The sequence below is a fragment of the Nocardia cyriacigeorgica genome (assembly GCF_010858045.1).
Classification (GTDB): Bacteria; Actinomycetota; Actinomycetes; order Mycobacteriales; family Mycobacteriaceae; genus Nocardia; species Nocardia cyriacigeorgica_E.
The window spans coordinates 119,136-133,335 of record NZ_JAAGVC010000011.1 but is presented as its reverse complement, the minus strand read 5'-3'; the positions used below and the strand labels follow the sequence as shown (position 1 = coordinate 133,335).

Sequence of the window (14,200 nt, the reverse complement as noted above, 5' to 3'; positions counted from 1 at the left end):
ACACCTTACGCAATTCTAACGGTTACGCCCGGTGACAATCGAATCCACCGGGCGTAACCTGCCGCCCCTGCCGGAAATCTGCCGGTTCGGCTCAGGCGCGCGAGGCCCGGATCGCTTCGAAGACGTTCGGGTCGACGAGCGTCGAGGTATCGCCGAGTTCGCGGCCCTCGGCGACGTCGCGCAGCAGTCGGCGCATGATCTTGCCGCTGCGGGTCTTGGGCAGCTCCGGCACCACATGGATCTCGCGTGGCCGTGCGATCGGGCTGATTTCCCGTGCCACCTCTGCCTTGAGTTCGTTCACCAGTTCGGCGCCGGTGTCGGTGGCTTCGGCGGTGAGGATGACGAACGCCACGATGCCCTGCCCGGTGGTCTCGTCGCTGGCGCCGACCACGGCGGCTTCGGCCACGCCGGCGTGACCGACCAGGGCCGATTCCACCTCGGCGGTGGAGATGCGATGGCCGGAGACGTTCATGACGTCGTCGACGCGGCCGAGCACCCACAGGTCGCCGTCGGCGTCGAGTTTGGCCCCGTCACCGGCGAAATACCAGCCCTGCTCGGCGTAGCGCTGCCAATAGGTGGCCTGGTAGCGCTCCATATCGCCCCAGATGCCGCGCAGCATGGACGGCCACGGCTGGTCGAGCACGAGGTAGCCGACGACGGCCGAATCGCCGGCCGGGCGGACGATGTTGCCCTCTTCATCGACGACTTTCGCCGAGATGCCGGGCAGCGGGGTCATGGCCGCACCGGGTTTGGCAGCGGTGACGCCGGGCAGCGGGGAGATCATGATCGACCCGGTCTCGGTCTGCCACCAGGTGTCCACGATGGGTGCGCTGCCGGAGCCGATGACGTCGCGGTACCACCGCCACGCTTCCGGGTTGATCGGTTCGCCGACCGAGCCGAGCACCCGGATCGAGGACAGATCGTGGGCGTCGGGGATCTCGCGACCCCACTTCATGAACGTGCGGATGAGCGTGGGCGCCGTGTAATAGATGGTGACGCCGTACTTTTCGATGATCTGCCAGTGCCGGTGCTCATCGGGGAAGTTCGGTGTGCCTTCGTAGACGACCTGGGTGGCGCGGTTGGCGAGGGGGCCGTAGACGATGTAGCTGTGGCCGGTGACCCAGCCGATGTCGGCGGTGCACCAGTAGACGTCGGCGCCGGGTTTGTGGTCGAAGACGTAGTGGTGGGTGTAGGCGGTCTGGGTGAGGTAGCCGCCGGAGGTGTGCAGGATGCCCTTGGGTTTTCCGGTGGTGCCGGAGGTGTAGAGGATGAACAGCGGGTGTTCGGCGTCGAAGGCCTCGGCTTCGTGTTCGGGGGAGGCGTTCGCGACGGTTTCGTGCCACCACAGATCGCGGCCCTCGGTCCACGGCACCTCGACATTGGTGCGGCGCACGACGAGCACATGTTCGACGCTGTGCGGGACATCGCCCTTGGCGTAGAGCGCCTCGTCCACCGCCTCCTTCAGCGGAGCGGGCTTGCCGCGCCGCCACTGGCCGTCGGTGGTGATGATCAGCCGGGCGCGCGCGTCGTCGACGCGCTGGCGCAGCGCCGAGGGGGAGAACCCGGCGAAGACCACCGAATGGGTGAGCCCGAGCCGCGCGCAGGCCAGCATCGACACGATGGCCTCGGGGATCATCGGCATATAGATGGCGACCCGATCGCCGGTCTCCAGACCCAGTTCGGTCAGGTAGTTCGCCGCCCGGCTGACCTCGGCGAGCAGGTCGTTGTAGGTGATGGCGCGGGAATCGCCCGGCTCGCCTTCCCAGTGGATGGCGATCTGGTCGCCGTGGCCGTCGCGCACGTGCCGGTCGACGCAGTTGTAGGCGACATTGAGCTTGCCGTCGGCGAACCATTTCGCGACCGGAGCGTCCGACCAGTCCAGTACCTGGCTCCACGGCTCATGCCAGTGCAGGCGCTGCGCCTGCTCGGCCCAGAAACCCTCGCGATCGGCTTCGGCGCGGCGGTAGATCTCGGCGTCGGCGTTCGCGGCGGCGGCGAATGCCGCGCTGGGCGGGTACGAGTCCTGGTGATCGGCGGTGGTTTCGGTCATCTCGTCACTTCCTTCACATCACCTGCGCATGCGGCCGGTTTCGACAGTAGTCAACTGTGACCCACGCCGCTGCCACCCTGTCCATCGGGTGGGCACCGAATCGGCAGGCACGAGTGCGGCCCGGTCGCCTGACAAATCTGTGCCGCGCTGGTTATCGTCGGCTTCTGATCGGCGGGCGGGGCTCCGCGCACGGCCGGTTCGACCGCGTCGACCCGAAACCGCCGCGGCCGAACCGTCAGACGACGATGATTCCGGGGGTGCAGATGCGGATTCCGGCCTGGTTCGCGACGTTGGTGCTCGCCCTGCTGTGCGCAGCGACGGTGCCCGCCTGCACCATCACGCCGGCGCTGGGTGATTCCATCGCGGTCAACGGCAGCGAACCGCAGAATCCGCTGGTTCCGTCGAATACCAACGAGAACGGCGGCGGCCGGATCGTGGACCGGCTCTTCGCCGGGCTGCGCCGCATCGACGCGAACGGCCGCCTGCACGACGAGGTCGCCCAGTCCATCGAGACCGCCGACCAGCAGCACTATCTGATCCGGTTGACACCAGGCTGGACCTTCAGCGACGGCTCGCCGGTGACCGCGCACTCGTTCGTCGACGCGTGGAATTTCGGCGCGCTGATCACCAATGCGCAGTTGCAGAGCTACACCTACGAGCCGATCGTCGGCTTCGACGATGTGCAGGCCGATCCGCCTCGCGCGCAGACGATGTCGGGGTTGCGGGTGCTCGACGAGCTCACCTTCACCGTCGATCTGAAGGCGCCGACCATCGACTTCCGTACCCGCCTGGCGTACGCGCCGTTCTATCCGCTGCCCGAGGTGGCGTTCGAGGATATCGAGGCGTTCGGTCAGCGCCCGATCGGCAACGGCCCGTATCGCTTCGCCGACGGTGACGCCTGGCAGCACGATGTGAAGCTGGACCTGGTGCCCAACGAGACCTACCGGGGCGGGCGTCCGGCCAAGAACAGGGGCCTGACCTTCGTGTTCTACTCCAATTTCGACGCCGCCTATTCGGATCTGCTTGCCGGCAATCTCGACGTGCTCGACACCGTCCCGCCCAGCGCGCTCACCGTCGCCGACGACGATCTGGGCGAGCGCGCCGTGTCCGCGCCCACCGCGCAGAACCAGTGGATCGGCACGCAGCCCGGCCTGCCGCATTTCGACGGCGAAGAGGGCAGATTGCGCAGGCACGCCATCTCCATGGCGATCCAGCGGGAACGCATCGGCGACAAAATCTTTCGCGGCACCCGCACGCCGGCACGCGACTACACCTCACGAGTGCTGCCGGGCTACAACCCGGATCTGCCCGGCTCCGAGGTCCTCGACTACAACCCGGAACGGGCCCGCGAGCTGTGGGCGCAAGCGAACGAGATCTCGCCGTGGAGTGGACGTTTCGAGATCGCCTACAACGCCGACGGCGGCCATCAAGCCTGGGTCGACGCGGTCGCCAACAGCATCAAGAACACCCTCGGCATCGAAGCGGTCGGCGCCGCCCTGCCGACCTTCAAACAGCTGCGCGATCAGGTCACCAGCCGGACCGTCGGCAAGGCGTTCCGGTCCGGCTGGCAGGGCGATTACCCGACCATGCTGCAGTTCCTGGAACCCGGGTTCCTGAGCAACTCGGCCACCAACGATTTCGATTACCGCAACCCGGAATTCGACGCGCTGATCGCCGCCGCGGAGGCCGCGCCGACCGAGGAACGGTCCTGGGAACTGGTCGCCGAGGCGCAGACGGTGCTGCTGCGTGACCTGCCGACCATCCCGGTCTTCGACTACGTCAACTCCGCGGGCTATTCCGAGCGGGTCCGCAATGTCGCCTTCGCCTGGAACGGCCTGGCCGACTTCGAGAACATCGAGCTGCGCTGAGCCGCCGGAGAGTGAGGAGAGCGTATGGCTTGGTACATCGTGCGGCGGCTGGTGCAGATGATTCCGGTGTTCTTCGGCGCCACGCTGCTCATCTACTTCCTGATCTTCAAGGTCTCCGGCGGATCTGTGGCCGCCCTTGCCGGTGACCGCACGCTGACCCCGGCCCTGGAAGCCCAGCTGCAGGCCCGCTACCACCTGGACCGGCCGTTCATCGTGCAGTATCTGTACTACCTGAAGGGCATCTTCACCTTCGACCTCGGCACCTCCTTCTCCGGCCGCCCGGTGCGCGAAGAACTCGCGCGCGCCTTCCCGATCACCTTCCGGCTGGCGCTGCTCGCGGTGCTGTTCGAGACGGTGTTCGGCGTGTTCTTCGGCGTCATCGCCGGACTGCGCAAGGGCAGGCTGTTCGATTCGACGATGCTGGTCGCCAGCCTGATCGTGATCGCGGTGCCGGTGTTCGTGCTCGCGTTCCTCGCCCAGTATCTGTTCGGCATCGAATGGGGTATCGCGCCGGTGACCGTCGGCGCCGACGCGAGTTTCGCGCGGCTGATCGTGCCCGCGATGGTGCTCGGCGCACTGTCGTTCGCTTACGTACTGCGCCTGACCCGCAGCTCGGTGGTGGAGAACCGGGACGCCGACTACGTGCGAACCGCCACCGCGAAGGGATTGCCGCGGCGCCGGGTCGTGGTGGTGCATATCCTGCGCAATTCGCTGATCCCGGTGGTCACCTTCATCGGTGCCGATCTGGGTGCGCTGATGGGCGGGGCCATCGTCACCGAGGGCATCTTCAATATCCCCGGCGTCGGCGGCACTCTCTACCAGGCGGTGGTGCGCGGCGAGGCGCCGACGGTGGTCTCCTTCGTGACCGTGCTGATCGTGGTGTTCCTGCTGGCCAACCTGATCGTCGACCTGCTGTACGCGGCGCTCGACCCACGGATCCGCTATGCGTGAGAAGGGAGTGTGAGCATGTCCGACGAACGTGCTCGGGCCCGCCCCGGACAGCAGCGCTGGGTCGCGCCGGCCGACGAGATCGAGGTCGATGCCGTCGACCGGGTGCGGGTGGCAGGAACACCGCGCGGATTCTGGAGTGAAGCCTGGCGCGGGCTGCGCCGCAATCCGCTGTTCCTGGTATCGGTCGCGATGATCGTGCTGGTGCTGCTGCTTGCCCTGTTCCCCGGCCTGTTCACCGACCAGGACCCGCGCTACTGCGTAGTCGACAACAGTCTGCTCCCGCCCAGTTCACAGCATTGGTTCGGGTTCGATCTGCAAGGCTGCGACATCTACGCCCGCACCGTCTACGGGGCGCGCGCATCGGTGCTGACCGGGGTCGGCGCGGCGCTGCTGTTCGTCGCGATCGGGGCGACGCTCGGTGCGCTGGCCGGCTTCTACGGCGGGCTGCTCGACTCGATCATCTCCAGGGTCGCCGAGATCGTGTACGCGGTTCCACTGATGCTCGCCGCCATCGTCGTCATGCAGCTGTCGGAGCGCCGGACGATCGCGCTGGTGGTCGTCATCCTGGCCGGATTCACCTGGCCGCAGGTGGCGCGGATCGCGCGCGGGGCGGTGATCGCGGCCAAGAACAGCGAATACGTGCTGGCGGCGCGGGCCTTGGGGGTGTCGCGGTTCCGGATCCTGCTGCGGCATGTGGTGCCGAATTCACTCGGGCCGGTCATCGTGGTGACCACCATCTGGCTGGGCGTATTCATCGTCACCGAGGCCACGCTGTCGTTCCTCGGGGTCGGCCTGCCGCCGACCGAGGTGTCCTGGGGCGCCGATATCGCGACCGGGCAGCAGCAGTTGCGCGGTGGTTCGCTGATCCTGTTCTATCCCGCGACGGCACTCGCGCTGACCGTGCTCAGCTTCATCATGCTCGGCGACGCGCTCAGCGATGCCCTCGATCCGAAATCCCGCAGGAGGCGAGCATGAACGCCGCGCAGGCAACCGGCGAACCGGCCGCGCCGCTGCTCGAGATCCGCGATCTGCACGTCGCTTTCGGCTCGGGAGACGATCGGGTCGATGCCGTCCGTGGTGTCGATCTGACGGTTTACCCCGGCCAGACCGTGGCGATCGTCGGGGAATCCGGCTCCGGCAAGTCGACCACCGCCCATGCGGTGATCGGGCTGCTGCCCAGCGGCGGTCGAGTGGTGTCCGGTGAGATCCGCTTCGCCGGCCGTGACCTGGCGGCGGCACCGGAATCGGAGTTGATCGGGGTGCGCGGCAACGGTATCGGGTTCGTTCCGCAGGACCCGATGTCGAATCTGAACCCGGTGTGGAAGATCGGCTTCCAGATCGGTGAAACCCTGGCCGCCAATGGGATCGCGCGTGGCAAACAGGCGCGTGTGCAGGCCGCCGAGTTACTGCGTGAGGCGGGCGTCCCCGACCCGGAACACCGAATGAACCAGTACCCGCACGAGCTGTCCGGCGGCCTGCGCCAGCGGGCCTTGATCGCGATCGGGCTGTCCGGGCGCCCGGATCTGCTCATCGCCGACGAACCGACCTCCGCCCTGGACGTCACCGTGCAGCGGCAGATCCTCGATCACATCGGCGAACTCACCGCGCAGTTGGGCACTGCGATGCTGTTGATCACCCACGACCTCGGTCTTGCCGCCGAACGGGCCGAACATCTGGTGGTGATGTATCGCGGCCGGGTGGTGGAATCCGGTCCGGCGCTGGAGATCCTGCGCGATCCACAGCACGAGTACACCCGTCGCCTGGTCGACTCGGCGCCGTCGCTGGCCGCCCGGCGGCGCTCGGTGCGGGTAGCACGCGCACAGGTGCGGCGTCAGGCGATCGAGGTGGCCGAGGAAGGTGCCCGCGACGTGGATACCGTTGCCGCCGAGGACATCCTGGTCGTCGACGGACTCACGAAGCGGTACCGGATCAGAGGATCGGTGCCGTGGAAGTCGACCGAACTGCTCGCCGTCGACGACGTCGGCTTCCGGATGCGGCGCGGAACCACCACGGCCATCGTCGGCGAATCCGGGTCGGGCAAGTCCACGGTCGCCCAGATGGTGCTCGGGTTGCTGGAGCCGACGTCGGGAACGGTGACCTTCGACGGTGCCGACGTGGCCGAGCTGAGCCGGAAATCACCCTTGGCGTTCCGGCGCCGGGTGCAGCCGATCTTCCAGAATCCCTATGGCTCGCTCGACCCCATGTACTCGATCCATCGCACCCTGACCGAGCCGCTGCGCACCCACGGCATCGGTCGTCGCGCCGACCGCGACGCCACCGTGCGCGACCTGCTCGACAAAGTGGCGCTACCGGCGGATGTGCTGTCGCGATACCCGAACGAGCTGTCCGGCGGTCAACGCCAGCGCGTCGCCATCGCCCGCGCTCTTGCCCTCTCGCCCGAACTCCTGGTCTGCGATGAGGCGGTCTCCGCGCTCGACGTGCTGGTCCAGGCCCAAATCCTGGAACTGCTCAGCGACCTGCAAGCCGAACTCGGCTTGTCGTATCTGTTCATCACCCATGATCTGGCCGTCGTCCGGCAGATCGCCGACGAGGTCCTGGTGATGCGTGCGGGCCGAGTGGTCGAGGCCGCGCCGACCGACGAGGTGTTCGACAACCCGCGCGAGGACTACACCCGCCGCTTGCTCGACGCCATTCCGGGCCGGGACCTACTGGTGAGCTGACCGAGTACACGCCAGTAGCCTCATCAATCGTGACCGATCCGCTGCAGCCCCTCGTCGATCTGCCCGGTGTGCGCGCCGCCGCCGACAAGGCCCGCGATGCGCTCGCCGAGGTCCACCGGCACAAGAGCAACCGTCGCGGCTGGCCGACGACGGCGGCCGAGGCGGCGGTGCGTGCCGCGCGTTCGTCGGCCGCCATCGACGGCGGAAGCGTCGAACTGCCCGCCGACGGCAATGTCAGCGATCCGATTCTGGCCGGCTCGCTGCGGGTCGGGCAGGCCCTGGACGGGGACGCGCTGCGCAATCTCGTCGGCACCTGGCAGCGCGCTCCGCTCCAAGCCCTGGCCCGGCTCCATCTGCTCGCCGCCGCCGATCTGGTCGCCGATGAGGCCGAACTCGGCAGGCCGCGCGGTGACGGCGGGGTAGCGCAGCGACTGGACCTGCTCGCCCAGACCGTGCTCGGATCGTCGGCGCCCGCCCCGGTGATCGCGGCCGTGGTGCACGGCGAACTGCTGACCCTGAAGCCGTTCGGCACCGCCGACGGGATCGTCGCGCGGGCGGCGTCTCGGCTCGTCGCGGTATCGAGCGGCCTGGACCCGCACAGCCTCGGCGTGCCCGAGGTGTTCTGGCTGCGCAGGCGGCAGGCCTATCTGGATGCGGCCGCGGCGTTCGGGACGGGCACTCCCGAGGGAGTCGGCAGCTGGGTGATCCTGTGCTGCGGTGCGCTGGAGGATGGCGCACGAGAGGCGACGTCGATCGCCGACGCCGCCTCTGGTTAGGGGGAGCTATATCGGGTCTGTAGGGATAGGTCCGGACATATCGAAGCGGGCGGCGTTGTCGTCACCGACCTCACCGCCCGCTAGCACGGACAACCCGGTTACCAAGCGTGCTGAGTGGGTTGTGTTCTTCGGCCTCGGCGAGTGATCCGAATCCACCGCGGCTCATCCCCGCAATTATGCGAGGCGCTCGCCGTCGGCAGCTCGAATGTCGCAGGCCCACAACGCTTTTGCCCTTGTCGCGGCGCGCTCCGCGTGGGTGCCTGGCGTCCGTGCTGGGAAGGGTGGGATGGGGGGCTGAGCCTTCTCTTCCGACTCCGTCCTGGCCTTCCGTCCTTCCGTGCCTTCATTTTTACACTGTGAGCGCACTCACAGCAAGGGGTCGGAAAACATCGAATTATCGGCGTGTCTCCCGGTGTTTCGTGGTTGAATCCCTGGTCGCGGCACAGTTCGCGATCTTGTACGGGCGTACCGACCGGCCTGCCCGGCGCCGGCCGTGGGGCTCGGGTGTACCCGGTTGGGAGGGGTTCGTCAGCGGCGCCGGCGCAGCAGCCGGTAACTGATCGCACCCGCGAGCACCGCGCTCACTCCCACCGCCGCCGTTGCCGCCACCGTGGTGGAGGACGGTGCCTGGAACCGCGACCACAGCGACACCGGGTTGGAGAAGATCAGGATCGGCCAGCTCCTCGCCACCGCCTCGCGCCGCAGGGCGCGATCGGGGTTCACCGCCGTCGGGTGGCCGACCGCCGAGAGCAGCGGCAGATCGGTGATCGAATCCGAATACGCATAACACCGCGACAGGTCGTAACCCTCTGCGGCGGCGAGCTTTTCGATCGCGGTGACCTTGCCTTCGCCGTAGCAGTAGAACTCCACCTCGCCGGTGTACTTACCGTCCTGCACGACCATTCTGGTGGCGGCCGTGTGATCGGCGCCGAGTGCTTCGGCGATCGGCGCGACGATCTCCTCGCCGGAGGCGGACACGATCACCACATCGTGGCCGCGGATCTTGTGATCGGCGATCAGATCGGCTGCCTCGGCGTAGACCAGCGGGTCGACCAGCTCATGCAAGGTCTCGGCCACAATGGATTTCACCTGCTCGACATCCCACCCGGCGCACATGCTGGTCAGGTGGGCGCGCATCCGCTCCATCTGATCGTGGTCGGCGCCGGAGAGCAGGAACATGAAATGCGCGTAGCTGCTCTCCAGCACCGCCCGCCGATTCAACAGGCCCTGCGCGAAGAACGGTTTGCTGAACACGTAGGTGCTCGACTTCGCGATCACGGTCTTGTCGAGGTCGAAGAATGCCGCCACCCGACCGGCCCGCTCGCTGCCGTGGTGCGGATGTCCGGTCTGCTCGCCGTTGGCCGTCACGGGGTCAAGGATAGGCGCTGCCGTGGGTGGTCCGGTGCGCCCGCCGGAGGGCGATGGGTCCCGGCGAAACTTCTTCAACATTGGACTTGCGCTTGCGCCGGACCTTGGGTGTAGTATTGCTGGCACCTGGACATGTTCCAGGCGCGTTCAGCCCGACCCCCCGGGGCTGAACCCGACGGCCCCAGCCTCCTCCCCCCCCGGCTGGGGCCGTCCTCTATTTCCGGGCAGGTCGATTTCTCATGGTGCCCGGTACGGCGCTGACCAGTTGATTTCCGAAGTTGTCCACAGCAGGCGAGTTATCCACATTCCGGGAAACGGCCCTGTTCTGCGCCGTCCCGGTCCGCGACGCTGACCTGCATGGACTTCGAAGCGACCGATCAGCTGCCGGTGGCGCCGGCGCTGGCGATCATCGGCACCCCAGGACTACGCGAAGAGGTCAGGCGCGTCGCGGCCGCCGCGGAACGCCAGGTCGAAGAACGCACGATGCCGGTCGGCAGGCACGCGTGGGCCGGCGCACCGCTGGTGATCCTCGACACCCCGGCCGCGGTGGCATGCGCGGAAGCCGGCTATCTACGGCGTGGCGGCGTCGTCACCGTCACCGACGGTGAGCCGCAGCTCCTCGACTGGCAAGCGGCGGCAGCCATCGGCGCCGAACGCGTCATCGCGCTACCTGGCGCCGCGGTCGGGCTCATCGAGACGTTCGCCGAACGCGGAGAACACCGCGCCGGCGGCGGGGTAGTGGTCGCCGTCACCGGGGCATGCGGCGGCGCGGGTGCCTCGGTGCTGTCGGCGGCGCTGGCGCTGCGCTCGGCGCGCACCGGCTTTCGCCGCAACACCCTGCTGGTCGACGGCGCACCGCTCGGCGGCGGACTCGACATGTTGCTCGGCATCGAGAAGGCTCCTGGGCTGCGCTGGCCCGACCTCATCGTCGAAGACGGCCGGATATCGGCCGCCGCCCTGCACGGCGCACTACCGTCGGCGGCCCCCGGCCTGGCGGTGCTGTCCTGTGGCCGCGGCGGCAGCGCCCGATCGGTGATCGGCACCGCCGCCATGCACGCCGTCATCGAAGCGGGCCGGGCCGCAGGCGATCTCGTCGTCTGCGATCTCTCCGCCGAGCGATCCTCACATGCCGAACAGGTCCTCGACGCGGCCGATCTGGTGGTCCTCGTCGTCACGGCCGGTGTGCGCGCGGTCGCCGCCGCGGAAGCGGTATCGGCGCACATCGGCCGGCGAAATCCGAACCGTGGCCTCATCGTTCGCGGGCCCGCGCCCGGCGGCCTGCGTGGACCGGAGATCGCCGAGGTGCTCGACCTGCCGCTGCTGGCGGCGGTACGCGCTCAGCCCGGGCTGCCCGCGCGACTCGAGCGGGGCGGGCTCTCGGTCGGACGGGGGCCGCTGCGGGAGGCTGCCGACGCCGTGCTCATGGTGCTCGGCGTACCAGGGGAGCCGGCGACATGAATTGCGGGGCCGCCGATTCCCTGTCTCGGCGGGTCGTGCGGCGATCGCCGCTGCGGTGTCGATTCGAATGGCCGAAGGGGGAGCGATGGGAGCGCTGGTGACAGCGGAGCTGCTGGACCGGGTGCGCGAGCGTTTGGCGGGAGCCGCCGGAGATCCAGACCCGGCCGAGGTCGCTGCCGCGATCCGGGTCGAAGCCGGTGGGGTGCTCGGCGATACCGATCTGCTGCGTGCGCTGCGACTGCTACAGACCGAACTGACCGGTGCGGGCGTGCTCGAGCCGCTGCTGCACGACAGGGATGTCGCCGATGTGCTGGTCACCGCGCCCGACGAGGTCTGGATCGACCGGGGCCGCGGGATCGAGAAGACGTCGATCGGCTTCGCCGACGAGGCCGCGGTACGCAGACTGGCGCAACGACTGGCCTCGGCCGCGGGCCGGCGCCTCGATGATGCCCAACCGTGGGTGGATGCCACCCTGCCCGGCCGAGACGCGGTACTGGGCGAATCGTTCGGCGTGCGGTTGCATGCGGTACTGGCTCCGGTGGCGCACGGTGGCACCTGCCTGTCGCTGCGGGTCCTGCGCCCGGCGACGCAGGGCTTGGACGCGCTGGTCGCGATGGGGGCCGTCCCCGGCGAGGCGAAGACGCTGTTGGAGCGGATCGTCGCGGCCCGGCTGGCGTTCCTCGTGGTCGGTGGCACGGGCGCGGGTAAGACCACGCTGCTGTCCGGACTGCTGGCCACGGTCGACAGGGCCGAACGCATCATCTGCGTCGAGGACGCCGCCGAGCTCGCCCCGCCACATCCGCATGTGGTGCGGCTGGTGGCCCGCACCGCCAATGTCGAGGGCGTCGGCCAGGTGACGGTGCGCGAACTCGTGCGCCAAGCCCTGCGCATGCGGCCCGACCGGATCGTGGTGGGCGAGGTGCGCGGCGCCGAGGTCGTCGACCTGCTCACCGCCCTGAATACCGGACACGACGGTGGAGCCGGCACTGTGCACGCCAACGCACCGGGCGAAGTGCCCGCGCGGCTGGAAGCGCTGGCGGCGCTCGGGGGTATGGACCGAGCCGCCCTGCACAGTCAGCTCGCCGCCGCGGTCCAGGTGATCCTGCACGTGCACCGCAGAGCAGACGGCAGCCGCGGCCTCCAGGAAATCGGACTGGTCCACCGCGACGACACCGGCCATGTCCGCATCAGTGCGTCCTGGCGCGCGGACAGTGCCCCGACGCCGGCGGCCGGCCAGCTACGGCAGCTGCTGAACGAACGGCTCGGGCGATGATCGGTGCACTGGTGTGCCTGGTGTTCGCGCTGCTGCTGGCGCCGCCAGCGATGTCGCAGCGGCGGTTCCGTGACCTGTTCGGCGCGGGACGGAAGCGCCCGAAAAGGCATCGCGGCGCCATCGTCCGGCTCGCGGCACCGTTGGCTTGCGCGTGCGCTTTCCTGCTCGGGATCGGTCCGCTGACAGCGGCGGTGCTACTCGCCGCGACGCTGATCTTCCGTGGGCGGCGGACCGCGCGAGATCGCCGCCACGCCGCTGAATGCGGCTATCTGCTCGACGCACTCGAGTCGGTGATCGGCGAGCTGCGAGTGGGTGCGCATCCGAGCGTCGCCGCGGAGACCGCCGCCGGCGATGCGAAAGGCATTGCCGCGCAAGTGTTCGCGGTCGGCGCCGCCCGCAGCAGGCTCGGCGGATCCGGCGCGGACGGGCTGTGCCGACCGGAATCGGTGATCGCGGCCGAGCTCGACCGCGTCGCGGAGGCCTGGCGCGTCGCCGAACACCACGGTCTCGCCCTGGCAGAGCTGCTCGGCGCCGCACGCACCGACCTGATCGGCCGTATCCGCTTCCGAGGCCGCACGACCGCCGCACTGGCCGGTGCCAGGGCGACGGCGACGGTCCTGGCCGGGCTGCCGCTGCTCGGCGTCGGACTCGGCCAGCTCATGGGCGCCGCGCCACTGCAGGTGCTGTTCACCGCTCCCGCCGGCGCGATTCTGCTCCCGCTCGGCACCGCCCTGGCCTGCGCCGGCTTGCTGTGGTCGGACGAGATCACACGAAGGGTGCTGCTGTGAACCATCCGGATCGTGCTGTGTACCAGGAGGAAACCGATGGGATCGCCGGCCGCGGTCGCCGCGATGCTGCTGGCTGTCGCGATGCTGCTCTTACCGGGGCGGTTGGTAGTGACGCGTCGGCTGAACTCGGCCGAGAAGCCCTCGGCCGGCCGCGGGTTCACGCGCGCGCGGCGACGGCGAGGAATCGACCCTTTGGCGGCCGCCTCGGTCTTCGACCTCTTGGCCGCCTGCCTGCGCGCGGGCATGCCCATCGACTCGGCGGTCTACGCCGTGGTTCCGGGTGCACCACCGGCGCTGGCCGGGCCGCTGCGCCGGGCCGCCGATCTGCTGGCACTCGGAGCCGATGCGGCCGCTGCCTGGGAGCGAGCGGCGCGGGAGGCGACCGATGGGTCAGGGGAGATCGAAGCTCTGGCGCGACTCGCGCGGCGGTCGGCCCGTTCCGGTTCCTCGCTCGCGGTGGCGGTGGGGGAACTGGCCGAGCAGCGCCGCGGCGCGGTCCAGGATGCGGCCGCCGCGCGGGCCGAACGCGCCGGTGTGCTGATCGGCGGGCCGCTCGGGCTGTGCTTCCTGCCCGCATTCATCTGCCTCGGCATCGTCCCGGTGATCATCGGGCTCGCCGGCCGGGTGCTCGGTGGCGGCCTGCTATGACAGCGCCGGCGGGCTCGGCATCGGAGACGTTCCCGCGCGGACTCGCCGCGTGGGCTCGCAGGAGAGGGGAACAAGATGCCCATCGAGAGGGCGGCGCGGCACGGTATGCACGGCGCGTGCTCCACCGGGACGCACCGGATGCGCTCATGGAGCGCGTCGGTGCGGACCCGGCTGTGGCACCTGATGGCCGACGACAGCGGGATGAGTACCGCGGAATACGCCATCGGCACGATCGCCGCCGCGGCCTTCGGAGCCGTGCTGTACGCGGTGGTGACGGGCGACAGCATCGTGGACGCGCTGACCAAGATCATCGACCGCGCGCTCGACACGAACGTCTAG

At 69.1% G+C, this 14,200-nt stretch carries 12 protein-coding genes; 10 read left to right on the top strand and 2 right to left on the bottom strand.

Features of this window, described 5'->3' with window-relative positions; genetic code table 11:
- Positions 1-91: 91 nt before the first annotated feature.
- On the bottom strand, positions 92-2,050 hold the full coding sequence (gene acs / locus GV790_RS13490; protein WP_163813684.1) for an acetate--CoA ligase: 1,959 nt from the start codon (positions 2,048-2,050) through the stop codon (positions 92-94).
- A gap of 263 nt (positions 2,051-2,313) precedes the next feature.
- On the opposite strand from acs, the gene GV790_RS13485 reads away from it, so the two are divergent.
- Genes GV790_RS13485 through GV790_RS13465 form a run of 5 tightly spaced genes read left to right on the top strand, consistent with a single transcriptional unit; the run spans position 2,314 to position 8,326 of the window.
- The gene (locus tag GV790_RS13485) at positions 2,314-3,918 is read left to right on the top strand and encodes a peptide ABC transporter substrate-binding protein (RefSeq protein WP_163813721.1); all 1,605 of its coding nucleotides are present in this window, start codon (positions 2,314-2,316) and stop codon (positions 3,916-3,918) included.
- 24 nt (positions 3,919-3,942) lie between these two features.
- Entirely contained in the window at positions 3,943-4,869 is a 927-nt protein-coding gene (locus GV790_RS13480) for an ABC transporter permease (protein WP_163813683.1), read from the top strand.
- 15 nt (positions 4,870-4,884) lie between these two features.
- Positions 4,885-5,844: an ABC transporter permease gene (locus GV790_RS13475; RefSeq protein WP_163813682.1), complete on the top strand. Its 960-nt coding sequence runs from the start codon at positions 4,885-4,887 to the stop codon at positions 5,842-5,844.
- Complete coding sequence (locus GV790_RS13470) at positions 5,841-7,550, top strand: dipeptide ABC transporter ATP-binding protein (RefSeq protein WP_163813681.1); 1,710 nt, start codon at positions 5,841-5,843, stop codon at positions 7,548-7,550. The genes GV790_RS13475 and GV790_RS13470 overlap by 4 nt, the downstream gene beginning before the upstream one ends.
- Positions 7,551-7,579: 29 nt before the next feature.
- Positions 7,580-8,326, top strand: a complete 747-nt coding sequence (locus GV790_RS13465) for an oxidoreductase (RefSeq protein ID WP_163813680.1) — start codon at positions 7,580-7,582, stop codon at positions 8,324-8,326.
- Positions 8,327-8,854: 528 nt separating this feature from the next.
- On the opposite strand, the gene GV790_RS13460 is transcribed toward GV790_RS13465, so the two are convergent.
- On the bottom strand, positions 8,855-9,694 hold the full coding sequence (locus GV790_RS13460; RefSeq protein ID WP_163813679.1) for an HAD-IB family hydrolase: 840 nt from the start codon (positions 9,692-9,694) through the stop codon (positions 8,855-8,857).
- Between the two features lie 357 nt (positions 9,695-10,051).
- Here GV790_RS13460 and ssd point away from each other — a divergent pair, with 357 nt between their 5' ends.
- From ssd to GV790_RS13435, 5 genes are all read left to right on the top strand, one after another.
- The gene (gene ssd / locus GV790_RS13455; RefSeq protein ID WP_163813678.1) at positions 10,052-11,152 is read left to right on the top strand and encodes a septum site-determining protein Ssd; all 1,101 of its coding nucleotides are present in this window, start codon (positions 10,052-10,054) and stop codon (positions 11,150-11,152) included.
- 85 nt (positions 11,153-11,237) lie between these two features.
- Complete coding sequence (locus GV790_RS13450) at positions 11,238-12,425, top strand: TadA family conjugal transfer-associated ATPase (protein WP_163813720.1); 1,188 nt, start codon at positions 11,238-11,240, stop codon at positions 12,423-12,425.
- Positions 12,422-13,213 (top strand): hypothetical protein, encoded by a 792-nt coding sequence (locus tag GV790_RS13445; protein ID WP_163813677.1) that lies wholly within the window; start codon positions 12,422-12,424, stop codon positions 13,211-13,213. Before GV790_RS13450 ends, GV790_RS13445 begins: the two co-directional genes overlap by 4 nt.
- A gap of 36 nt (positions 13,214-13,249) precedes the next feature.
- A complete protein-coding gene (locus GV790_RS13440) occupies positions 13,250-13,861 on the top strand; it encodes a type II secretion system F family protein (RefSeq protein ID WP_195020488.1) in 612 nt (203 codons plus the stop codon).
- Positions 13,862-13,999: 138 nt separating this feature from the next.
- Positions 14,000-14,200, top strand: a complete 201-nt coding sequence (locus GV790_RS13435) for a DUF4244 domain-containing protein (RefSeq protein ID WP_195020914.1) — start codon at positions 14,000-14,002, stop codon at positions 14,198-14,200.